The sequence below is a fragment of the bacterium genome, from assembly GCA_021372615.1.
Classification (GTDB): domain Bacteria; phylum Armatimonadota; class Zipacnadia; order Zipacnadales; family UBA11051; genus JAJFUB01.
This window is the reverse complement of sequence record JAJFUB010000039.1, coordinates 52,885-76,455: the sequence shown is the minus strand read 5'-3', so window position 1 is coordinate 76,455 and position 23,571 is coordinate 52,885. Positions and strand designations below refer to the sequence as shown.

Below are 23,571 nucleotides of genomic sequence, written 5' to 3'. Positions count from 1 at the left end.
GCCTGGCGCCGGGGCCCCGCGCACACGCCGCGCCAACCGCCGCCTATGGCTCGACGCGGAAGTTGGTCGTGCCCTCGGGGACGTACCCCAGGTCGTTCGTGATGACGAAGCCTTCGAACAGCGCCTGGAGGCCGGTGTCGGCGGTCAGCCTCACCGTGTGCACGCCGGCCGGGGCGGTGAAGGCCAGGGGGGCGTCCGGGGCGGTCTTCGGCGCCTTCAGGCAGTGCCACAGCCAGGTCTTCAGCACCGGGCCGCCGTGGCCCAGCGAGATATACCCGAAGGGGATTCCCTGCCGGCCGAGGTCCTTGCCATCCAGGGCCAGCTTCAGCCCGCCGCCCTTGCCGTCGAGGCTCTGTACTTTGCCCCAGACGACCCAGTCGCCGTCCGCGGGTAGTGTGAAGGGCAGCTCGATCGAGGGCTGCTGCGTCGTGTCCCAGGTCTGGTCGAGCTTCGCGAACAGGCGAGAGGGGAGAGGGGCGGTTATGACGGTGGCCACGGGGCTCGGGGCGCTCTCGTGCCCCGAGCGATCCACGGCCGTCACGCAGTAGTGGTACGCCGTCCCGGGCTTGAGGCCCCAGTCCACCCATTCGGTCAGCGCGGGGGAAGCAATCAGGCGCTCCTGCACGGGCTTGAGGTCGGCGGACCGGCCGCAGTAGATGTTGTAGTGGTGGAAGTCCGGCGCGGTCGCGGGCTGCCACTTGAGCCGCACGGCGTACTTCCCCTCGGCCTGGGCCGTGAGCGCCGTCGGGGCTGCGGGCGACTGCTCGTCCATGCCGCCGAGGCCTTGCGGCGTCAGGGCGGCATCGGTTGTCAGCATGACCCGATCCACAGCGATCCCCGCAGCGCTCGGCGTCAGCGCCACCTCGTGCATGCCGACCTTCAGAGCCTTCGTCTCGCCGAGCTTGACCCAGCCGACGGCCTTCTCCGGCGTCGCGACGCTGCCCAGAGGCGTGCTGTCCACCGTCGCCGAGAGCCGTCCCTCCCCACGCGCCCGAGCCCACACTTGCCAGGCAGCGGCTTTCGGCGTCGCGAGGCTCACCGTCAGCGGGCCGGACGGCTTCAGTTGGCCGAGCAGAACCCCGTACAGGCCCGCCGCGTTCGTGTCGAAGGTCTCGACCGCTGGGGCGGCATACTTGCCGGCTTCCGCCTCCGCGGAGACGGTGGCGGCGCCCGGCCACCGTGGGTCCGAGCAGACTTCCGCCGAGGGGAGGCTCTCCAAGCCGCCAGGCTCCACGCTGGTGATGCGGTAGTAGGCGGGGCCGGCGGGGGGCCTGTCGGTGAACTCGAGGGCCGCCACCGGCTGGGGGGTGATCTGCTCGCCCCATACGCCGCTGTGCGTCGCGCGATAGACCAGGTAGCCCTTGATCTCCTTGTGGCACGGAGGCGCCTTCCATGTCAGACGGACGCTTCCAGCGGCGGGTCGGCTGAGTGCCGGCCCCTCCGGGCTGCCGGGCTGGCGCATGATGAGCTGGTAGAACTCGATGTCGCCCAGCATGCACGAGGCGTAGCCGAGCTTGGTGCCGTCAGCGCTCATCTCCGGGTGGGCCTCGGTCCAGTAGGTCGAGTGCTTCAGGGACGAGTTGTGCGCCCCGAGCAGTTGCTGGGTGGAGCTGCCGAAGGCGACCACGCGCCGCAGGTAGCGTCCACTGCTGGTGCAGTACCAGCTGTTGTCGGTCTCCCACGTCTGGTGGTCGGAGCTGACGGGGCTGATGACCGTCAGCTCCCCGGTCTTGAAGTTGCGGATGCCGCAGCCGGCCATGACGGCGATCCACTCGCCATTGGGACTGTGGGCGCGGTGGCCGGTCGTCTGGTCGAACAGCTTGCGCACCTTGCCGTCCGTGGTGATGGTGTACTGCCCGGCGGGGGTCTGGCCCTCCCACTCAAACTCGATGGAGTAGTCGGGCAGCTTGTTGAACCATGTCTGGTGGGTCAGGCCGCCGGGGTCGAGCATCAGCCCGCCCCCGCAGTCCCGGTTCATGAGCCACAGATGGCTGTACGACTTGCCGTCTGCCCCGACGAGCCGCTCCTGCACGAGCAGCTTCTCCCCGTCCTGGCTCATCGGCCACAGCGAGATGTCCCCCTCGAAGCGGCGGCCGATGGTCGTCTCTCCGGTCAGGACGTTCCCCCAGGCGAGGTCCCACAGGTCGGTCTTCTCGTGGCCGCGGTAGTTGCGGAAGTAGATGCGGGACGGATCGCGGCGGTCCCACTGGTTGGCGGAAGCGTAGAAGGCACAGGCGCGGTAGGCCCCGGTGGCGGCGTCCATCAGGATGGTGCCCCTGCCGAGCTGGCCGCCGAACAGCGCCAGCAGCGAGCCATCGGCGTTCCATGGCGACATCTCCATGTACTGATGGCGCGTGCTGCTGCCGGCCGAGCGGGCCATCATCCAGATCTCCGCCCCGGTGCCCGTGTCCTTGAAGATCACGCGGTCAGGCTGGTACCAGCCGTCGGCCTGCCGGAGCAGACTGTGGGGCTTGACGGCAGTGCGTGTGGCGAGTTCCTGCAGGTTGTGGTACGGGTGGGGGATCTTCTCGGCCGCGACGACCGCGCGGATGTCATTGAGCCGCCGCACGGAAACATCGTCAATCAGGATGACGCCTCTCGTGCGGATGAGCTGCCATCCCACGGTCATGCGATCGGCGCCGGTGTCGGGGATCGTGGCCTGCATCGTGACCGGGGCCCAGCCGTTGGTAGCCGGCATGGGCTGGCTCAGCTTGCTGCCGCGCTGGCCGCTCAGGTTGTAGCGCATCACGAAGGGATGGTCGCAGCGGATCATGGCGCGCAGCTCGTAGGTCGAGCCGGGCTGCACGGGCAGCTCGCGCGTGTAGAAGACCGGGAACCAGTCCTTGTCATCGGTCTTCTCGAGGCGGCCGGCGAGCTTGCCGGACACATGGTCCTCCCCCGTGACGGAGCAGACGCCCTGGCCCTCCTTGTCATAGTAGGCGTACATGAACCCCTCAGGCGTCGTAGTGCGGGCTTCCAGGCCGCCCTTGCCATCGAGGCCCGCCTCGAAGTGGCCGTTGGTCACGAGACTCGGGTCACGGAAGATCGTGTATGCCCATGTGTCCTCGTGGAAGCTCTGGGTCTCGTTCCGGGGCCACATGGAGTGGGGGAAGCCCCTGGCGACGACGGCGAGCTTCGTGCGCCAGACGTGGCCGCGCGGGGGGGCGGCCTTCAACCCGAAGCCCTCCCAGGGGACCAGCATCTCGGCGGTCCAGCCGCCCGGGCGCGTCTTGGTGACGGCTTGCCAGGCGGGGTTCCACTTGACGAACTCGTCGGGGGACATCCCCTCCTGGCTGAAGCTGTCGGTCTGCACCCCGGCAGCGGTGAGGATCAGGTGGTAGTAGTCCTTCCCGACGAACGACGGGGCCAGGAGGATCTCGATGCAGTCATCGCCCCAGGACTTGGGGTCATGCTCGCGGGGTTTGGCGTTGGGCGGGACGCCGGGGGCGGTAGTCGCGTCTACGGCGACGTACAGGGCCTTCTCATCCATCAACATGCGGAACTGCGTCTTGTTGGGAGCCGCCTTGCCGCCCACGCCGAGTTCGGAGACCACCGGCGGTGCGGAGGCGTCACGCCAGCAGGGATCGTCGAGCACGCCATCCACGACCGGCGCCGTCGCCGTGACGCGGCAGACGTATTCGGGCTGGGCGAAGGCGCAGGTGGCGAGCAGCAGGGCGGCGGTGAAGGTGAGACGGGGCATGGTGGTCTCCCTGGGCGGGACGTTCGTGAAGCCGTAGGAGCGCCAGCATCCTACTGGCAAGTATTGTCGGGTGGCACACGTGCCGGCCGGAAGCCGACGCTCCTACGACTACGGCAACGGCTGCCGGCTGGAAGCCGGCGCGCCTACGACTACGGCAGCTTGCCGAGGCCCGTGATGAACTTCTGCTGTAGCTCGCCGAACTTCGGGTCCATGGAGTGGCCCATCCACGGCGTCGGGAACATGAGCTTGGGCTGCGGCAGGACGGCATAGGCCGAGTAGACCGAGGTGGGCGGGCAGGTGCCGTCCACGAAGCCCGTAGAGATGAGCGTCGTGCACTTGGCGTGGCGGGCAAAGTTCACAGCGTCGTAGTAGGCCGAGACCTTGGCGACGTTGGCGTCCTTGTTGGGGATCAGGCGCGGCCAGCCGCAGGCGCGGTCTATCATGCAGCCGGTGTGGTCGCACATGGCCGGCACGTTGGAGGCGATGGCCGTGACCTTCGGCTCCAGCCCCGCGCAGATCAGCGACAGCGCTCCGCCCTGGCTGGACCCGGTGACGATCAGGTTCTGGCCGTCCCATTCCGGCCGGGACATCAGGTAGTCCATGAAGCGGGTGCAGCCGGTGAAGACGTGGCGGAAGTAGTAGGTGTCGCGGTTGTCCTTGCCCTGGTGCATGTAGCCGGCCAGGGGGCCCTTCTGCAGCTCGTCGTACTTCTCGGTCGGCAAGTCCACGGGATAGGCGTGGGCGAAGAGGACCATCGAGATGAAGCCCTGCGTCGCCCAGCCCGAACCGGGGCCATAGGGCTTCCAGCCGGCAGCGGGCACCGTCAGGATTGCGGGGTGCTTGCCCTCGGCGGTCGGGACGCTCAGCCAGCCATACACGCGCAGGTTCTCGATGTTGGCGAAGCTGATCTTATACGTGGTCTGCTTGCCATTGGACTTGTCGTCCACCTTCTCAAGCTGCATGTCCAGCGGGATGGCCCGCACGGCGGCCTTGGTGGCTTCCCAGTACTCGACAAAGTCAGGCGGCTCGACGGCGGTGGGCTGGATCTTGTCCACATCGAAGCCCGCGCCGATGACATTGCCCCACTGGGGGGCGACGCGGTACTGGGCGTCGGTGACGCTCAGGCGCAGGATGCCCGGCTCGGGCAGCGTGCCCGTGATGATCGTCGGCTGCTCGCCAAGCTGCGCCTTGCCGGCCGCGATCTGCCTGACGCCGTCGTTGGTCAGAACCCAGTTGATCTCCCCGGTCGTGACCGGCACATCGTTCTGCTTGATCGTCACCGAGAAGGTGGCCTGCTCGCTGCACTTGTACAGGCCGTCAGGATGGTCGAGAGTCCCGGTGAGGGTGATCTTGTCCTGGGCGTGGACAGTGGCCACGAGGGCCAGGAACGGCAGTAGTAGGGCGAGTCGCTTCATGTGGTGTACTCCTGAGTGTGGTGAACGGCAACGGCAACGGCAACGGCGTCCTACCCCCTGCCCCCTCCCTGAAGGGAGGGGGAACGCATTACGGCAACGGCGTCCTCACCCCTTCCCCTCTCCCTCGCTGCGCTGCGCTCCGCTCCGGAGAGGGGAAGTCGAGGGGCGCTCTGTGGCCACGAAGGCGCGAAGTGGTCGTGCAGAGCCCCTCTCCGGCGCGCAGTCGTATTGCGCGCGGGAGAGGGGTAGGGGTGAGGACGCCGTTGCTCCTACTTGATCCCCAACCTGTCCGCCTTCAGCTTCTCCAGCGCTGCCGCGATCTTGGCGCGTTGCGCGTAGATGGGCTGCGGCTCGCGCGCGAAGTGCGTCAGGTCCTCCGAGATGGTGGGCGGGACCTCCAGCAGCTTCGCATAGGCCGCGGCGCCCGGGAGCTTCTTCTGGATGCACTGGTTGAGCAGATACAGGTACTCGTAGTCCTCCAGGCCCTCACGCAGCATCTCCCAGCGGATCGAGTCGACCGGTCCCTCGACGTACGGGCGCTTGTCGTGGGGATAGTCACGGTTGGCCGGGTAGATGAACCGGCCGTCGCCGTTGCCCCAGCAGCCGCCCTCGGGCGTCCAGCCCATCGGGTCGGTCCACGGGTTCTGCGGCTTGATGGGCGAGCCGGAGGAGTTCCACCAGGTGCTCTCCCATACCAGGCAGCCCTGCACCTTGTTCTGCCACGTCTGCCACATCCACACGCGGAGCTCCGTGGCGCCGTGGTCTATGAACAGGCCGGGCCACGGGGCCCTCGGGCCACAGCAGACGTACCACCAGATCTTCTCCCCGGCCTTCTGGCGGGCCTGGCAGCTCGTGCGGTCGTAGTTGAAGGTGACCGGGCACCAGGTATCCACCGCGCCGAACAGCGCGGGCTCGGGCTGCTCGGTGAGCATCCGGTTGAGCTTCGGGGCGGCCCGGTGGATGCGCTCGTTGGTGCGGCGCACGAAGTCGTAGTCGCCCGGCTCAGGCTCGTCGAACCAGTAGAGGTACGCCTTGTCCAGCCAGCCCTTCTGCTCCAGGTGGTCCTGCAACTCCCTGGCGTAGCTGGCGAAGAGACGCTCATACTCGGGCGTGCCCTCCTCGAACGGGCCGATGCGCCCCTTGACGAAGCTGGGGTCGCGCCCGCCGCCGAGGAACTGCAGGGGCAGCCGGAAACCGGTGAAGCCATACTCGTCCAGGTACTTGTGGGCCTCGGCATCGAAGGCCGACCAGTCCACCACGACCTTGACGTTGCTGGAACCGATCTCGAAGGAGGGGTCGGCGATGAGGTTCGGCCCGCCGTCCGCCTTGCCCAGGTACAAGTCATCCCACCAGGTTGTGCCAGTGCGTTCGCCCTTGTCGCTCCACTGTGCCCCGCGGAGAGACAGGTCCAGTTGCGTGCAGCCGTCCGGGAAGCGGTCGGCAGGGAGCGTGATCTCCTTGCGCTGCCACTCGCCGGTGCCGGGGAAGATGAGGTCAATGTTGCGGCCCGAGAACCACGTGCCCGAGGCGTTGTGGCAGCCGAGCGTCAGGTGGTAGTTCTGGCCGGGCTTGTCGGTCTTGACGGCCCAGGAGAAGCGGTAGGCCGCGCCCTTCTCAACGGGCAGCATCTTCGTCGGCGCAGCCGCGACGTTGGCCTTGGGGCTGTCGTCCACGACCACAAGGCTGTGGGAGCCCTCGGCGGCCTGGTCGGCGACGACCGTTCCGCCACTCCAGTTGGCCCCCTGGACCTCGACCTTGATGTTGCCGCCGAAGCTATAGGGCGCGATGCGATGCTCGCGGAAGTCCTGCAGATACAGGTCACGGACCTTCGCCACGTCCTCGGCATTGGTGAGGTTGTGGTAGCGCTGGACGTTGCCCATGGACCAGCCCCAGCACGTCGTCAGATGTGACTTGCTGGGCATGGTGAAGTCATAGACCTGGAGCTGGATCGGGACCGGGACCGTGTCCGCCCCGGCCTTCAGGGTCAGGCTGCCCTTGTAGAGGCCCGCGCGGGCGTTCTGGGGGACCTTGACGGTGACCCAGAGGGGGACGTTCTGGCCGGCCGGGAGCGGCGCGTCCGGGACGTCCGCGCCCACGCGCAGGGCCGGCAGCGGGTCGGGCCACCAGCCGACGCAACTGCTGCCATCGGTCGGGATGGTGACCTTCAGGTACTCGGCCTTGCGGATCGTGAACGCCGAGGCAGGGATGCTGGCCCCGCCGGGGCCGGTGAAGTCGCTGAGGGTGGCCGCCAGGCCTGTCAGCGCGGTCTTCGGGCGGAGGACCACCTGCACGGGCTCATACTCGTTGCGGGCGGCGGCCATGCGCACGGGGGCCGGAGTGGTCGGGGCCGTGCGGGTCAGGCCGATCTTGTAGGTGCTCTCGCACCACCACAGGTCCATGTTCGGACGGGCGGCGATGGCATAGCCGTAGTCGGCGGCGTAGAGGGTCGGGACGTGGAAGTCCGTTCCGGCTTCCCACAGCGGGACGCCGTCGAGCGTGACGCGCAGGGCCATCTGGTAGTCACCGGCCCCGGCGACGCCATAGGGGATGGTCAGCCTGGCTTCCTGGCCGGCAGTGGCCTGGGCCAACCGGCGCGTGGTCTGGCCGGGCCGGAGCGTGAGGGAGGCCTCGAGCTGGCCGCCGGCCTGCGACGTGACGGCCAGAACGGCCTGCTCATCGCCAGGGAGCAGCGAGCCGAGAGACTGCACGGCCACCGCGACCCGCGGGTCCGACTTGGTGACATCGAGGAAGCTGGTGGCGCCACTGCAGCGGCCGGCGTCCTGCGCGAGCGTGGCCTTGTACTCCAGACCGTGAACCTGGAAGGAGCCCGGCGCGAAGTCGGCGCTCTTCTCGGCCGCGCCGGGAGAGCGCAGGCGCAGGTAGACCGCCGGGGTGGGGAAGAGGGCGCCGGGGAGTGGGAAGGTCTTGCTCCCCAGGCCGTTGAGCTGCCCCACCGGTTGCCACTGGCCCGGCTCGCGGGCGGCCTCGATCACGCACGTGCCGGCGGAGTAGTAGCCTACGTTGACCGTCACCGAAGCGGCGGCCTGAGCGAGAGCGCCGGGCTGGAGTCTGTAGACGACCTCATTGCCGGGCCCGAAGCACCAGCGGCTGCTGTTGAAGCCCGCCGTGGCGCTCTGCAGGCAGCGCGAGTAGTTGCTGCCGGGGCCGCCGAGGTTGGTGCGGAAGCTGTATGCCGTGCCGGCGATCTCCTCGCCGTCGCCCAGCGTCAGGCCGTCCGCCGTCGCGGCGTGGACGGGCAGCACGGGCCGCAGCTCCACGTCGTCGAACTGACCGGAGCCGTTGACGGTCCACTGGCCGAGGCGACAGACGCCGCCGGCGGTCTTGCCGGGAATGCACAGGACCGACGAGTAGCGCCGCCAGGTGTCGGACAGGCCGTAGTCGCGGTTGCAGAAGCTCGGGCCGGACACGAAGCAGCCTCCACTGGTGCCCGGCAGCGCGCGGGCCCAGAAGGACATCCGGTAGATGCCCATGGCCGGCAGGTCCGGCATGGGCGTGGACCAGAAGTTGGCGTTCTTGCCGTCGCCGGTGATGGTCAGGCAGTGCTTCCCCGTGTGCCCGGGGCCATCCCACTTGCCCGCGCCCGCGCTGAGAGTCCAGCCGGTCGGCTGGTCGGCGCCCTCCTCGAAGGAGGGGTTGGGGAGGGCATTCTGGGCATCGGCGGCGCCGAGACACGACAGCACAGCCGCGACAAGCAGCAGTTGACGCATGGCGATCACCTCACGAGGTAGCCGATGGTTCGGCACGGGCAGCGGCCATCCCTTTGTGGGCCCTGGCGGAGGACTTCACCGCCCGACGGGCGAACCGTTACCCATCTGCTCGCTCAATGGAGGCTGATGATGCGATTTGTCCGTCTGTCGTGGTTGTTGCTGGCTGTACCGCTGCTGAGCACCGCCGGGCTGGCTGCCGACCGCCAGGCCCTGGGGCGCACCGAGAAGCTGCGCATCCTCGTAGACAAGGTCCTCATGGCCAGCAACAAGTGGGTCATGACTGAAGAGCATGTGCGTGAGATCGCGGACGCCGGGTTCAATGTCGTGTCCCCGCGCCTGGGCAATGAAGACATGGCCGAGGTGCGGCGCATCGCCACCGCCGCCGGCAAGTGCGGCATCTTCCACATGACCTGGATGCGCGGGGTGATGACCGCCAAGAGCAAAGTGAAGATGGTCTGGGCCGACGGCACCGAGCAGGTGATCGCCAGCCCGAACTCGGATGAACTGTGGGACTGGATGACCGACCAGATCACCAACTACGCCAAGATCAGCGTGGAGTGCCCGGCGCTCATCGGCGTCTTCCTCGACTACGAGAACTACTGGCCGGACTCGCGCGGCAACCTGTATGACCTGTCCTTCGATGACAAGATCATGAATGAGTTCGCGCAGGCGAAGGGCCTCACGCTGCCGCAGTTGGCCTTCAAGGACCGCAACCCGTGGCTGCGGGAGCACAAGCTGCTGGACGCCTTTCGGGCGTTCCAGATCAACGCGTGGCGCGAGCGGTGCCGGAAGCTGCGGCAGGCCGTAGACGCCATCAACCCGAGCTTCCAGTTCTGCATCTACCCGGCGCCCGGCACGCTGCTCATGACCGAGGCGGCGTTCCTGGAATGGACCACGCCCGCGGCGCCGGCGATCTGGGCTGACCCCTCGATCTACGGTCGGCCCGCCGGGCTGGTGCCCCACGAGGAGGCCCTCGAGTCCAACCGGCAGATGCTGCTGGACAACATGAAGGTGGCGCGGAGCAAGCATGTGCCGTTCATGTACGCCGGCGGCCTGGACCCGGTGGTGCGCGGCGCCGACCCGGAGTTCTGCGGCCGCAATGCCGCCATGAGTGCGGCGGCGACCGACGGCTACTGGGTGTTCTACGAGGGCCCGACCTATGAGACGACCCATCCGGAGTACTTCCGGTGGTTCGGCCGCGCCAACCGCGCCATCGTGAAGGGCACTGAGGCGCGGTGGGCCTTCCAGAAGCGCCAGACGCCTGACCCGGGCGATGCGGCCTCCTTCAAGAAGCAGACGACACTGCCGCAGGTCGGTGTGTTCGACACGCGCGAGTTGCTGCGCCAGACGATCGGCGCCGACCCGCGCTTTGAAGTGCACGACCTTCTGGGCATGAGCCCCGACTACCTGCGCAACTTCAATGCGGTCATCCTGCAGAACTACAACCTGGCGCAGAAGTACGACTCACCCTTCGTGAAGACACTGCGGGCGTACGTCGAACAGGGCGGGAGCGTCATGCTCGCCCATGACACCGCATGGTTCATGGACAGCCCCTTCCCCGAGATCGCCACGCGCGGCTTCCCGAAGCACAACGTCGAGGCCGAGCGGCATGTCGTGGATAGCGAACTGAAGGTCGTGCGGGAACACGCGGCGCTGAACGGCCTGACCGTGGGCACGCAGTTCCCGACCGAGTTCCGCGACCACATGATCTTCAAGGCCGGGCCGAAGGGCGTCACGGTCATCACGAACACCTTTGGCGATCCGGTGTACGTGCTGGGCGAGTATGGCAAGGGGCGTGTAGCGTTCGTGGGGCCGTACATGGGCTACAAGAAGGCCCTGTCCGGCGCGGAGAAGCAGGCGCTCCTCGGCGTCGTGGCCTGGCTGGCGAAGCAGTAACCGGCTGGGGACAAGCGGAGACAGCGAGAGGGGGACGCCAGGTGCGTCCCCCTCTTTTCTGTTCGTGGAGCGCGGCTCTCCGGAGCCGCACGGAGTCGAGGCTGAACGGCTGCGGCTCTGGAGAGCCGCGCTCCTGCTACGGCTGTCGCGCCGGCGGGAAGTACGGCAGGCAGACCTGCTGGTACGGGTTGCCCGCCAGGGCGCTGACCAGGTCGTCGCTCAGGCAGTTGAACTGGAAGAAGAGGTTGCCATGGGCGCCGGCGGCCCGGCACGTCTGTATCTGGGCCAGGACCTGAGCGCTGGGGCGCGTGACGTCGCGGCCGTTGCGGTTGGTCCAGATCCCCAGGCCCGGGATGATGCGCTCCATCTTCGGGTCCGCGGCCTGCCACTCGCGCAGTGCCGCCTGCAGGTCGTCGTTGCTCTCGGTGTAGGCCATCGGGATGGCGTAGTCAATGAGGTCTTCGCGGAGCCAGCGGTACCAGTCCTGGCAGACGCCGTCCGCCTCGGCCTTGGTGAAGAACACCGCCGCGCTGATCGGCGCCTGCGGCTTGACCTTCCGGGCCTCCTCACGCACCTCGCGCACGAGGTCGGTCACGCAGTCCTTGCGGTACTCGATCCACCTGTCTATGCGCCTGGGCGCGGTGGCCACGTCGTAGGCCGGGCCGGAGGGGATCAGGTCCTGTCCCGGGGCCGGTGTGACCAGGCGGGGGCCGTAGAACATCCGCGCGGCGGCCTTGAGCCCGATGGTCTCCTGCAGGGCCGGGAAGGAGATGGCGTTGGTCGGGCCGTCCATGAACAGGCAGTGGCCGCCGCCGGACACGAACTCCCGGAGGCGCGTCGCTGTGGCCTCGTCCATGCGGGTCTGGTGGGTGAGCAGGACTGTTCCCTGGACAGGCACGCGCGACAGCCCCGTCTCGTCCACCATCTCGGAGTCAAAGCCGAGGTCCTTGAGCCACTTGGTGGCCCGGGTCTGGTAGCCGGAGCCGGACTTCGCCTTGGTCTGGGTCGTGTGAAGCTGGAAGAGCGCGCCCGGCTGTACCTCGAAGTGCCCCAGCAGCTTAGTGACGAAGCCATTGAGGGTCGGGGTGATGTAGCGCGCGCCCTGCCAGTTGACGAGCACCGTCTCGCCGGCGCCCAGCCGATTGAGCGTGATGGCCGGCGAGCCATCCTCGAAGGTGGCAAGCACCTGGGCCGTTGTGACCTGGGCCAGGGGATTGCCGACCGTAGTGAGCCACAGGGGGAACTTGCCCTGGTTCGGCTCGATGGGGGGCAGCCCGGTGCGCCGGGCGAACTCCGCCAGGCAGGTGTCGCAGTAGCAGAAGACCTGGCTGCCGAAGCGGATGTAGTCGTAGTGGAGGCCGTCCACCTCGTACTGGCGCAGGCACTCCATCATCACCTGGGTTTCGAAGTGGCGGACATCGGCCTGGCCGAAGTCGTACCAGGTTGCCGACAGCGGCTGGCCGGGCTTGACCAGCCATTCCGGCCGCCGGTCGGCGACCGAGCCGGGGTGGATGTTGCCGCACCAGCCGTTCACGAACCAGGGGTGGACCTGCAGGCCGCTGGCATGGGCGACCCGGATGAGGTTCTCCAGCGGATCGAAGCCGGGGGTGACGTTCTCGGCCATGGGAACGAGACTGCACTTGAACCAGGTCTGCCCGCTGGACCAGACGATGGGGTATAGGGCATTCAGATGGGCTGCCGCGGCACGGGCGACGGTGGCCTCGGCCTTCTCGGGTGTGGCATAGCTGGCGCTCGTCATCCACAGGCCGCGGTGCTCGGCAGTCTGGGCCGCGACGGGAAGAGCGAAGAGTGCCGGCAGGAGAGCAAGGGATGCGTTGCGTGACATGGGGGCCTTCTCTACTGAGGTCTGCGACGGTCGGCGGTGCATGAGAGCCATAGCCAGGACCAGGGATGCGGCACGGCGCGATGGCGTCGGGCCGCACCCCGGGTCGCGGGCTGGTTCTCTACAGGTCCCAGTAGGTGTCGGCCCCACCGGCGTACAGCACTTCATACTTCATGGCCTTGCAGTGGCCATCCACGAAGCACGCGTTGCCAATGTCGTTGTGGCGCTGGACGAAGTTCATGTAGCGCCAGACCATGGTGTCACCCCAGACGGCGTAGTCCTTGCCGGAGACATCGTCGGGGCGATGGCCGCGGCCGGGCCGCTGCATGTACCAGGCGCCGTAGTAGAGGCTGGGGGTGATGTCCGCAACCATGATGGTGCCGGCCGGGTCGGTGACGGACGCCTGAGGCTGCCAGAACAGGTAGGTGTTGGCGCCGTAGCTGCGCTCGCCGTTGTACTGGGGGGGGCTGAGGCACTTGACGGTCTGCGAAGGGCAGTCAAAGATCTGAAGGCTCTTGACGTACGGCTGGATCTGCTCGATGAAGCTGTGGCGGGGCGAACTGGCGACGTAGGACGGGGGGAAGCACTCGTCGTAGTCCTGCAGGTACGTCAGACAGCCGATGCCGATCTGCTTGAGGTTCGACAGGCAACTGGCCTGCCGGGCCTTCTCGCGGGCCTTGGCGAATACCGGGAACAGGATGGCCGCGAGGATCGCGATGATCGCGATGACGACAAGAAGTTCGATGAGGGTGAAACCGCGCCTGTGCATGGGTATCCCGCCTTGCACGTTCTAGCAGTGCCCGCATCCGGCAGCCGAGAGTGGGCGTCCGGTGGGCAACTACAATGATAGTGCATGCGAGACGCGCAGGCTTTGCACATCCTGCGGGGGATGCTGCAGATATTGCGGCCCTGGGGGCAAGCACACAGGGGTGTGGTGGTAGTGCTGTGAGGCTCCGTCTGTACTACTCTCGGAGACGCATCGCTTCCCGGTACTCACGCGGGCTCGTGCCCATCACGGTGTTGAATACCCGCGTGAAGTGGCAACAACTCCCGAAGCCGACCTCGACGGCGATCTCCGTGACCTTCTTGTCGGACTGGATGAGCAGGTCGCGAGCGCGGCGGACACGCTCCTCGGTGAGCCAGGCGCAGGGGCTGAGCGAGGTCACCTCGCGAAACAGGCGGCTGAGCTGCGACGCACCGTAGCCGCTGCGTCGGACCATCTCGGTCAGTGTCCACGGGTAGTCGAGGTTGCCGCGCAGTTCACCGCAGAACTGCTCGATGGTCTCGCGCGCGGCCGCGCTGATGTGGAGCTCGACAGGGGCCCCGGTGTCCTGGGCATTGCGCATCAGCTCCAGGAGCAGTTGGGAGAGCAGGAGGGCGGCCATCGTCTCCCGCAACGGGTGGTCGTTCTCCTCCTCACGGCGAATCTGCTCGAGTGTGTGCTCGACCAGAGGGCGACGGTGGGGTGCGATCCTGAGGCGCTGGGGCAGGATGATGCCACCCATCTCCAGGCGCGAGACACGGCGGCTCCGCACGGTCAGGGGTGTCTGCCTGAGTACCTGCTGCTGGAACATCAGCGTGATGTGCTTGCCGGTCCAGGCATCGAAGCCGTGCACATCGTCAGGGCCGAGAACGAGCACTTCGCCCGGCGCGATGCGCCGTGGCACGCCGCGGACCATGGCGGTGACGTGACCGCGCACACTGTAGCAGAACTCCCAACTGACGTCCTCGTGGATGTGTACCGGATAGGCGTCGTGGGTAAAGGTGCCACGGTGTGGGATGACGCGGATGGGCAGACGTGGGTCTGGGTAGTAGCACTGAAGGGAGTTAGCCGTGCTCACGGTGCGCCTCGCATGCGACGATGGGCGGAGTGCCGCCGCTCCGCCAGTCCAAGTGAGAGAGTTCACTATGCGCCCGGCGGACTCCTGCCGCCTTGCGTCACTGCTCGCCACCACTGACCTTCGTCGTGTCGGGGAGGGGCTGCCGGTCGGCAGGACGAAGTGCCGACACGACGACACTCAGGAGGGCAGCAGAGGATGGACGCAGGAGCCGGACGCAGACGAGACTTCGATGCCGTGGCCGCAACGTGGGATCAGCACCCGGTGCGCGTGGAGCGCACCCGGGCGCTGGCGGAGGCGATGGCGCGGCTGGTGCCACTGCGACAGGATATGCGCCTGCTGGACTATGGCTGCGGCACGGGGCTGGTGGCGCTGGCCCTGCACCCGTACGTCGCGTCCGTAGTGGCGGCGGACAACTCGGAGGGGATGCTGGACGAACTGTCGGCGAAGCTGGAAGTGGCCGGACTGGACAACGTGAGCGCCCGGCGTCTGGATCTGGAGCAAGAGGACTGGACGGGTGAGCCGTTCGACGTCATTGTCAGCAGCATGGCGCTGCATCACATCCGGCAGGCCGGGGTGGTCGTGAGCAGACTGGCGGCGGCGCTGCGTCCGGGCGGGTGGCTGGCCATCGCCGACCTGGCGGGCGGCTCGGAAGGCTTCCATCCCGACCCGACGGGCGTGTTCCACCACGGGTTCAGCGCCGAGGAGATGGGGGAGATGTTCGAGGCAGCCGGGCTGACGGACGTGCAGACCGTGGAGGGGGCGAAGATGGCGCGCGAGACGGGGGAGTTCATGGTGCTGCTGACGGTGGGCAGACGCACGGGCGAGACATAGGGCAAGAGCGAAGTGGCCGGCGCCTTCTGCCGAGGGCGCCGGCCATGCGTTGTACGGCGGAGACTACATGATCGAGGTGGCGTAGATCAGGTCCACCAGCTCCATCGTCTTGGCGGCATCGGCGAAGCTCGTCTCGGGCTGCTTGCCGGACTGAATGCAGTCAATGAAGTGGCGGTTCTCACCGAAGAAGCCGTAGCTGTGGTACTTCTCCTCGCGCCCGCCGGCGGCCTCAACGGCGGTGATCGTCTCCGCGGCAAGCTTGTTGTTCAGGTGCAGGATGGCCTTGTCGTCGGGGTCAATGAAGGCCGATGCGCCGTGCGAGTGCATCTCGAACTGGTGCACGCGCCCACCGGTCTGCCAGTTGGTCAGCAGCACGCCGACGGCGCCGCTCTCGAACTCGACGAGGGCGGTCCAGCTCGTGGCGAACCTCTTGCCGAGGGTGCGCACCGCGCTGGCGCAACCCACGACACCGCCACCCATGAAGCGCAGGGCATCCACCGCGTGCACGGCGTCGCAACTGAGGATGTCAATGGCCCCCCCGTAGTACGGGCCACCGTCATGCTGCTTGTAGAAGGTGGAGACGACCTGGTTCATGGCGCCGGAGGCCTCGACCTTGGCCTTGCACTGGCGCATCAGGGGGATGTAGCGGCGGTTGAAGGCGACCATGCCGATGACGCCATTGTCCTCGGCGGCGTTGGCCATCTGCCGGGTCTGCTCGCTGGTGACGCCCGGCGGCTTCTCGATGTAGCAGTGCAGCTTCTGGCTCACGACGTGGATGACGATGTCAAAGAGGTGGTGGGGCGGCATGAGGACATAGACCGCGTCCGGGGCCGTCTCCTCGATCATCTGCCGGTAGTTGCTGTAGCGCTTCTCGATCTCGAACTTGTCGGCGGTGGCCTGGAGCTTGTCCGGGACGAGATCGCAGATCGCCGCCATCTCGACGTCCCTCATCTCCTTGAGGGACGGGTAGTGTACGCTGTTGGCCATGCCGCCGGCGCCGATGAGCGCGAGACGGACCTTCGTGGGGGTGGCTTTCTTCGGCGCCTTCTTGGCGACCGCGGCTGCCTTCTTCGCTGGGGCCATGCTGTTCCTCCTGGGTACGAGTGCTCCTGGGTTCCCCGCCCGTGCAGGGCTCACCTGCCTAACGCGCGGTCCGACCCGAATGGGGCAAGGGACGGTGGGGCGGAAGGGCGGCCGGCCACGAGGGCTTCACCGTGATTCCCGCCGACTAGCTCCTGTCAATCTGCGAGAGAATGCTCTCGGCCGCCGTGGCGTACGGGCTGAACGTGCGGATGTCGTAGCGCAGCGCCGCGTTGATCTTGTCTGCCAGGGACTTCTTGAAGACCCGCGCATAGACCACCGCTGTTGGGTTCATTTCCTTGACCGTGATCGCCGTCTCGATGTTCGCCAGATCGTTCCCTGAGCAGACGACGACGCACTGGGCTTTCGTCACGTTGGCTTCGGCGAGCGTCTCGGTCAGGGTCATGTCGCCGATGATGACCGGCACGCCGCGACGACGGGCGGTCACGACGTGCGGCAAGTCCTCGTCCAACTCCACCGCCACGACCTTGTGTCCGGCCTCATAGAGGCCCTGGATGAGCGTGCCCCCCAGTTGCCCCATCCCACAGATCACGATATGGCCACTGTATGTTGACGCGAGCACGGCGTTCCACTCTCCCAGGCGTTGGCTACGGTTCAGGAACAGCACGGTGGCCGACACGAGGCCCTCGGCCGCGAAGATGATCCCCAGGACGGGCAGGATGAACACCAGCAGTTGCAGGACCGGCTGCCGCGGCGGGTCCACGCTCTCAATCGTCATCATGTAGAACGAGCGGATGCAGCACTGCTCGAAGGTAGCCCCCGGCCAGGCCCCGGCGCCATGGAGCACCGCCGCGCTCAGTAGCAGCGTGACGAGGATCGCCAGCGCGTTGAGGCTGACCTTGCGGATGAAGAGCCAGAGGTCCAGGCAGAGCGCGCGAGTGTTCAAGGGCGGGAACCGGGATCCGGAAATCGGGAAGGCGGGCTTGTGGGGTGGGATTTCGTTGTGGTGGGGCGCAGCTCCTTCCCAGTTCCCAACGCTCAATGCCTATTCCCCAACTCGTACAACTGTGCTATACTTGACGTTGTGGGGGCGATCGGGCTAGACGGGGAGTTTGGACTGGTCGGGATAGCGAGCGCAGGTCGCCAACACCTGCCTAAACCTGGCACCCTGATAAACGCCAACAACAACTTGGCTCTGGCAGCTTAACCTGCCACGCCCGCTGGGCCACGCTGGTCTGGCTTAGCTCCGGCGTCATCACGATCAGCTAGTTGCGCGGTCTTCGCCCGGAGGCCAAGCGGCGAATGCCAATCGGGCTGGCCTCGCTCGAGTTTGTGCCTGTACTCGGTCGGGGCGACACTGAACAGTCACTACGCTCGTAGAAGTCCCGGTTGGTTCCTCTTCGGACGCGGGTTCGATTCCCGCCGCCTCCACCAGCCTTCGCAAGGCCAGCGTCAGATGGCATTGCGAAGGCTGTGCTGTTTCCTCCCAGAACAAGGAATCGGGTGGGACGCCCTGAAGTCTCTAGCATCAACCCCAGCCTGCGAAGGAGGTCGTATCATGGTGCGTCGTGGCTTCACGCTCATTGAGTTGCTGGTCGTCATCGCGATCATTGCGATCCTCGCCGCGATCTTGTTCCCCGTCTTCGCGAAGGCCCGTGAGAAGGCCCGTGCCGCCAGTTGTCTGTCGAACATGAAGCAGCTCGGCATGGGCATCAAGATGTACGTGCAGGACTACGACGAGAAGTTCATGTACGACAGCTACGGCCCCGGCGTCTCCTATGTCACTCCGAGCGGGCAGACGATCACGGGTGGCTACATGCTGTGGATGTTCATGGTCTACCCCTATGTCAAGAACGTTCAGTTGTTCAACTGCCCCAGCGCGGGGACGACCTTCACCGGCGCGTACACCGGCGACATGCGCTACGGGTGGAACGGTTACCTCAACGGCAAGGCCGACGCGCAGATCACGTACCCGGCCGAGTGCATCGCCCTGGCGGAAACCTACACGCCCGGCAACCCGTATAGGATCTACTACAACGCGACCACTGACACGTTCGACACGACCAATGGCGGAACGCTCCAGCCGCGCCACAACGACGGTCTGAATGTCGCGTACTGCGATGGGCATGCCAAGTGGGTCAAGTCGGACAGCATCATGGTCAACGATCGCGCCTGGACCGGCCTGTAGCCGCCGAGCGTCCTCCGCATCCCTTCAGACACCAACAGGGCCGCTGCAATGATGCAGCGGCCCGTTCGTTAGCGTGGTATGGAGCGCCCGACAGGAGTGTCGGGCGTACCCCCCGTGCAGGCTACTGCCCCACCGTCACGATGACCTCGGCCGGCTTCGTCGTCGCTGGGATCGCCAGTCTCGCCACACCCTTGGCGTCTACCGTCAACGGGTGCTCCTTGCCGTTGAGTAGCCAGACCAGCTTCGCATTGGGCTGGAACGGGAACTGGCCGCTGCGGACCTCGAGAATCGCGCCCTGCCGGGCCAGGACCGTGCACTTCAGCCCTGTGACCCCATAGTCCACCTTGCTGACTGTCGCCTCGCTCTTCTTCGGAAAGAGCTGTGCCGGGACGCGCACCAGGACGAGAGCCTCGCCCTCGGGGACCTGCGCCTGCGTCCGCGCCTCTGTGCCGATGGTGGTGGGGAAGTCGCGCTCGGTCAGCAGGCCCTCCTTGTTGAAGTACCGGACCTGCACCAGCGACTTGTCGCCCGGCCAGCCGTAGTTGCCGTCATGGAGCGTGATGAGGCGCTCCTTGCCCAGCAGGTAGCCGGCGTGCAACTCGAGGGGCGTGAAGGGGAAGACGTACGGGGAGATCTCGTGGGTGTACGTGTAGCGGGTGCCCACGATCAGGGTGGCCATCGTCAGCGCGCGGATCCAGTTGTCAAAGCCCATCGGGGACGAACCGTAGCCGAGCGGGCTGTCGAGGTTGCCCTCGTAGTTCCAGTACTCGTTGTGCTGGATCTCGATCATGCGCTGGGGCTTGAGCGCCAGGAGGTCCCTGGTCGCGGTCGGGCCGTTGCCCATCATGTCGCCGCCCAGCTCGCGCACCCGCTTGATGACCGCGATCCGGTGCCCCTCGCCCATGATGGTATTGATGCCGCACTCGCGGGCGATGGTGTAGGTCTTGGGGTCCAGGTCGCACGAGTAGCCGTCCCAGGCGTTGTACGTGATGAGGGGGGAGCCGTAGCCGACGCCCTCCATCTCGTCCCAGTACAGCCCGTCAATCTTCATCTCCTTGAGGTACCGATCCACGAGCCCGAGCATGGCCTTGCCGTAGGAGTTGTCCAGCGTGGCAACGACGCTGTAGGTGAGGCTGTAGACGCCGCCCCATTCGGTCGAGTACTGGTTGCCCTTGGGGTCGGTGAGCCAGCTATCCTGGAACCGCTCGTGGCCGCCCTCGGAGGTGTCGCGCTGGGTGTCGTAGTAGACGTACACCTTGCAGTCGGGCACGGCCTGGTGGATCTTGTCGGCGGCCTGGCGGAGGCGGTCGCGGAAGTCGGCCCAGTAGTCGTCGAAGACGCCGGTGCCGAAGCCGATCCGCCTGCGGTCATGCTTGCGGTCCACCCACCCGCCACAGTAACAGGCGCGGGTGATGCCCAGGCGGGTGAACTTCTGCCGGACGTCGTCCACGGTCATGCCGATGATGGTGTCGGGGTCGAAGAACGTCCAGGCGCCCTCCACGGTGTAGTTGCTCCCCCAGTCCTGCCTGACGAGGTTGATGAAGTCATAGTAGTCTACCGACGCGACGGGGTAGACCGACCACTGGAGGGTGACGCTGCCGCCGGGGGCCAGGCAGAGGCGTTCGGTGCGCAGGCCTGCCAGCCCGGTGTCGCCGTCGCAGAACAGCGTCGCCTGATTGCGGAAGATGTCGTCCTCGCAGATCATGCCCAGCCCGAACGTCTTGAGGGCCGCATAGACCGAGGGGTTGCCCGGGGAGTAATAGGCGTTGAGGGCCGGGTCGGGGTTGCCCGCCAGGCGCACACCGGCCGGGAGGCCTTTGAGGTTGACCGCGTCCTCGACGAGGAGACCAAGCTTGCCGTCTGTGTGCTTGCTCGTGAGCTTGTCGGACACCTCGGCCTTACGCGGGGTGAAGCGGACGGTGCGTTCTAGGCGGTAGTCGGGGCCTTCGGCGATGACGAGGCCGCCGGTGGTGGTTGGTTTGACTGAGACTCGCCAGCCGGGCTGGCCGGTCGCATCGGGCTTTGTGGCGGCGGCGAGGCGGTTCAGGCCGGCGTTGGGATAAGAGATGGCGCTGCCGAAGGCAAGGGTCCGCCTGCCGGTGGTAAGGGTGAAGCCACCGCCGGGGAGGAGCTTGCCCCGATAGGGTGTGGGCCCGGCGCCGGGTGTGCCGCGGTTGATGACGGTCTGGTCCGTGCCCGAGGGTGCCATCATCGGGCTGGCCCCGGGCTTGACGCGGACGGTCAGGGCCTTGATGACAAGACCGTGATTGCCCTTCGCGCCTGCCGGGGGCTTGTAGGTGCAGACGTTGGCGACCTCCAGGCGGTTCTCGGCCGCCGGATTGGTGAGGTCCGTGACGTCCAGTACCGTCTGGTAGGGGTTGCCCTCATAGTAGCTCTGCTTGAGGGCCGACTCGAAGTCCGGGGCGTACAGGACACGCCAGGCCTGGTTGTCCGACCACGTATAGGGCGTGCCGGGCGCAACCGGGGAGACGAGCTTCTTGTTGGTCAGGCGCACCGCCGTGCGGGTCTTGGCGGCCTGGACGACATGGCCGTTGAGCGTGAGCTTCATGAAGTACAGCGAGCCGCCGAGCCCGTCGGAGTCCAGGCGGGCCATGATGTCCAGCAGGATGGTGTGGTCCTTCTGGGGGACGGTGGTGAACTCGAAGCTGCGGCTCTCGCCACGGGGGATGCGGACCTCTGCAGGAACGAGTTCGTACTCCTGGGCGTGCAGCGTCGCGGCGAGAACGAGCAGGCCGGCGGCGCAGATGAGTGTTCGCATGAGGGGGCTCCTTGGATGGAAGCGACGGTAGAACGGGACATTTCGCCGGGGGAAACGAAAAGGCCTGCGCCCCGGGAGGGGGCGCAGGCCCTGGATAGGCAGGATCACGCGGCTACGGGGTCCACAGCGTAGCGTCAGGCGGGGCGACCGTGCCGCTCCACGCGGAGTATTTCGTCTTGGCCAGCCACTTGCCGTGGCCGTCGCAGAAGCAGAAGTTGGCGCCGTCGTTGTGCCGGGGCTCGGGCGGGAAGCCATTGTCGCTCGAGTCCAGCGTGCCGTCTATGACGTAGTAGCCGTTGGACGGGGAGTCGGCCAGCATGACACAGGACGCCGGGGCGGAGATGGCGCCCAGGGCCAGGCCTGCGACACCGCCGCCATTGGGGCCGAAGTAGCCGTAGCCAAAACCGGAGTAGGTCGTGACGACCTGGTTCCACTTCAGGTCAGGGCGCGAGGGACAGGTGAACATCTGGGCATTCTTGGCGTACGGCTGGACCAGCGAGATCCACCCGTAGTAGTCCGTGGCGTTGGGGTGGATGTTCACCCGCGGCAGGATCTCGTCGTAGTCCTGGGCGTACTGCAGCATGGCCAGGCCAATCTGCTTGGAGTTGCTCAAGCAACTCGACTGGCGGGCCTTCTCACGGGCCTTGGCGAAGACGGGGAAGAGGATCGCGGCGAGAATGGCGATGATAGCGATGACGACGAGAAGCTCAATAAGCGTGAAACCCCTGCGCATGTCAGATGACACTCTCCTGAGATGATGTGTGCGACAAGGTACGCCATCCTGCGCCTAGCGCAAGCAGGATCCGGGGGGGCGTCGGCGCCTTCTACAGCGCGGCGCGCTGCTCATGCCACGGCGTGGCCTGCTCGTAGGCGTAGGCCACCTGCAGCAACGTCGGCTCGTCGAAGGGCTGGCCCATCAGTTGCATCCCGATGGGCAGACCGTCGGACATGCCGCAGGGAAGGCTCATCGCCGGGATGCCGGCCAGGTTGATGGGAAGGGTGCAGATGTCCGCCAGCTTCATCGCCAGCGGGTCGTCGGCCTTCTCGCCGATCCTGAAGGCGACGGTCGGTGAGGTGGGGCAGAGGAGGAAGTCGTACTTCTCGTAGGCCCGCTCGAAGTCCCGCTTGATGAGCGTGCGGACCTGGAGGGCCTTCTGGTAGTAGGCGTCGTAGTAGCCGGCGCTCAGGACGTAGGTGCCCTTGATGATGCGCAGGCGCACCTCGGGGCCGAAGCCCTCGGCGCGGCTGTTGGCGAACATGTCGTAGATGTCCTCGGTCGGCTGCGCGGTGCGGTGGCCGTAGCGGACGCCGTCGTAGCGGGCGAGGTTGCTCGAACACTCCGCCGGGGCGATGATGTAGTACACCGGGAGGCTGTACTCCGAGTTGGGCAGGCTGACCTCTTCGCAGGTCACCCCGAGGCCCTCAAGCGTCTTGACGGCCTCTTCAACGGCCGCACGCACCTCCGGGGCGATCCCCTCGCCGTAGAGCAGCTCATGCACCAGACCGCACTTGAGGCCCTTGACGTCCTGGCCGAGGCGGGCGGTGTAGTCGGGTACAGGCAGGTCAGCGGCGGTCGAGTCGCGCTCGTCCTTGCCCGCGATGACGCCCAGCAGCAAGGCGCAGTCGCGCACGTCCTTGGCGAGCGGGCCGACCTGGTCGAGAGACGAAGCGTAGGCCACGACGCCATACCGCGAGACGCGGCCATAGGTGGGCTTCATGCCCACGAGGCCGCAGAGCGCGGCGGGCTGGCGGATCGAGCCGCCCGTGTCGGAGCCCAGGGCCCAGAAGGCCTCGCCGGCTGCAACGGCGGCTGCGGAGCCGCCGCTCGAGCCGCCTGGCACGCACTCCAGGTTCCACGGGTTCGCGGTGATCTGGAAGGCGGAGTTCTCGGTCGAGGAGCCCATGGCGAACTCGTCCATGTTCGTCTTGCCGACCATGGGCAGGCCGGCCTCGTCGCAGCGCTCGACGACCGTGGCGGTGTACGGCGGGACGAAGTTGCGCAGGATCTCGCTGGCACAGGTCGTCAGGACGCCGGTGGTGCAGAGCAGGTCCTTGTGGGCGATGGGGATGCCGGCGAGCGGCGGGAGGGCCTCGCCGCGGGAGCGGCGCTCGTCCAGGGTGGCGGCCTGCTGCCGGGCAGCTTCGGGCGTCGGGGTGATGAAGGCCCGCACGCGGTCCTCGACAGCGGTCATGCGGTCCAGGCAGGCGGTGACCGTCTCGACGGCTGAGACCTCACCCTTGCGCAGCAGCTCCGCCACTTGCCAGGCGGTCATTTCGTGTAGTTGCACGGCGTACATCTCCTGAGGGCC

14 protein-coding genes and 1 other RNA gene are annotated in these 23,571 nt (G+C 66.9%); 4 read left to right on the top strand and 11 right to left on the bottom strand.

The window, feature by feature from the left end; all coding sequences use genetic code 11:
- Positions 1 to 43: 43 nt before the first annotated feature.
- The 3 genes from LLH23_06415 to LLH23_06405 form a co-directional block, all read right to left on the bottom strand.
- Positions 44 to 3,700, bottom strand: a complete 3,657-nt coding sequence (locus LLH23_06415) for a fibronectin type III domain-containing protein (GenBank protein ID MCE5238109.1) — start codon at positions 3,698 to 3,700, stop codon at positions 44 to 46.
- A 149-nt stretch (positions 3,701 to 3,849) separates the two neighbouring features.
- Positions 3,850 to 5,115, bottom strand: a complete 1,266-nt coding sequence (locus LLH23_06410) for an acetylxylan esterase (GenBank protein ID MCE5238108.1) — start codon at positions 5,113 to 5,115, stop codon at positions 3,850 to 3,852.
- Between the two features lie 269 nt (positions 5,116 to 5,384).
- Complete coding sequence (locus tag LLH23_06405) at positions 5,385 to 8,843, bottom strand: DUF4091 domain-containing protein (protein ID MCE5238107.1); 3,459 nt, start codon at positions 8,841 to 8,843, stop codon at positions 5,385 to 5,387.
- 129 nt (positions 8,844 to 8,972) lie between these two features.
- Between LLH23_06405 and LLH23_06400 the strand changes: the two genes are divergently transcribed.
- Positions 8,973 to 10,739, top strand: coding sequence for a hypothetical protein (locus LLH23_06400; protein ID MCE5238106.1), 1,767 nt, complete (start codon positions 8,973 to 8,975; stop codon positions 10,737 to 10,739).
- A gap of 136 nt (positions 10,740 to 10,875) precedes the next feature.
- Here the strand turns inward: LLH23_06400 and LLH23_06395 are convergent, their stop codons facing one another.
- From LLH23_06395 to LLH23_06385, 3 genes are all read right to left on the bottom strand, one after another.
- Complete coding sequence (locus LLH23_06395) at positions 10,876 to 12,585, bottom strand: family 10 glycosylhydrolase (protein ID MCE5238105.1); 1,710 nt, start codon at positions 12,583 to 12,585, stop codon at positions 10,876 to 10,878.
- A 118-nt stretch (positions 12,586 to 12,703) separates the two neighbouring features.
- Positions 12,704 to 13,351 (bottom strand): DUF1559 domain-containing protein, encoded by a 648-nt coding sequence (locus LLH23_06390; protein ID MCE5238104.1) that lies wholly within the window; start codon positions 13,349 to 13,351, stop codon positions 12,704 to 12,706.
- A 193-nt stretch (positions 13,352 to 13,544) separates the two neighbouring features.
- Positions 13,545 to 14,423, bottom strand: coding sequence for an AraC family transcriptional regulator (locus LLH23_06385; GenBank protein ID MCE5238103.1), 879 nt, complete (start codon positions 14,421 to 14,423; stop codon positions 13,545 to 13,547).
- A gap of 195 nt (positions 14,424 to 14,618) precedes the next feature.
- On the opposite strand from LLH23_06385, the gene LLH23_06380 reads away from it, so the two are divergent.
- The gene (locus LLH23_06380) at positions 14,619 to 15,254 is read left to right on the top strand and encodes a class I SAM-dependent methyltransferase (protein ID MCE5238102.1); all 636 of its coding nucleotides are present in this window, start codon (positions 14,619 to 14,621) and stop codon (positions 15,252 to 15,254) included.
- Positions 15,255 to 15,317: 63 nt separating this feature from the next.
- Here LLH23_06380 and LLH23_06375 read toward each other — a convergent pair whose 3' ends face one another.
- Positions 15,318 to 16,337, bottom strand: a complete 1,020-nt coding sequence (locus LLH23_06375) for a Gfo/Idh/MocA family oxidoreductase (GenBank protein MCE5238101.1) — start codon at positions 16,335 to 16,337, stop codon at positions 15,318 to 15,320.
- 145 nt (positions 16,338 to 16,482) lie between these two features.
- Positions 16,483 to 17,241, bottom strand: a complete 759-nt coding sequence (locus LLH23_06370; GenBank protein MCE5238100.1) for an NAD-binding protein — start codon at positions 17,239 to 17,241, stop codon at positions 16,483 to 16,485.
- 140 nt (positions 17,242 to 17,381) lie between these two features.
- On the opposite strand from LLH23_06370, the gene ssrA reads away from it, so the two are divergent.
- Positions 17,382 to 17,729: a transfer-messenger RNA gene (gene ssrA, locus LLH23_06365) on the top strand.
- 124 nt (positions 17,730 to 17,853) lie between these two features.
- A complete protein-coding gene (locus tag LLH23_06360; GenBank protein MCE5238099.1) occupies positions 17,854 to 18,483 on the top strand; it encodes a DUF1559 domain-containing protein in 630 nt (209 codons plus the stop codon).
- A 121-nt stretch (positions 18,484 to 18,604) separates the two neighbouring features.
- Here LLH23_06360 and LLH23_06355 read toward each other — a convergent pair whose 3' ends face one another.
- The 3 genes from LLH23_06355 to gatA form a co-directional block, all read right to left on the bottom strand.
- The gene (locus tag LLH23_06355) at positions 18,605 to 21,262 is read right to left on the bottom strand and encodes a hypothetical protein (protein ID MCE5238098.1); all 2,658 of its coding nucleotides are present in this window, start codon (positions 21,260 to 21,262) and stop codon (positions 18,605 to 18,607) included.
- 112 nt (positions 21,263 to 21,374) lie between these two features.
- Positions 21,375 to 21,995, bottom strand: coding sequence for a DUF1559 domain-containing protein (locus LLH23_06350; GenBank protein ID MCE5238097.1), 621 nt, complete (start codon positions 21,993 to 21,995; stop codon positions 21,375 to 21,377).
- A gap of 91 nt (positions 21,996 to 22,086) precedes the next feature.
- On the bottom strand, positions 22,087 to 23,550 hold the full coding sequence (gene gatA, locus LLH23_06345) for an Asp-tRNA(Asn)/Glu-tRNA(Gln) amidotransferase subunit GatA (GenBank protein MCE5238096.1): 1,464 nt from the start codon (positions 23,548 to 23,550) through the stop codon (positions 22,087 to 22,089).
- Between the last annotated feature and the right edge of the window lie 21 nt (positions 23,551 to 23,571).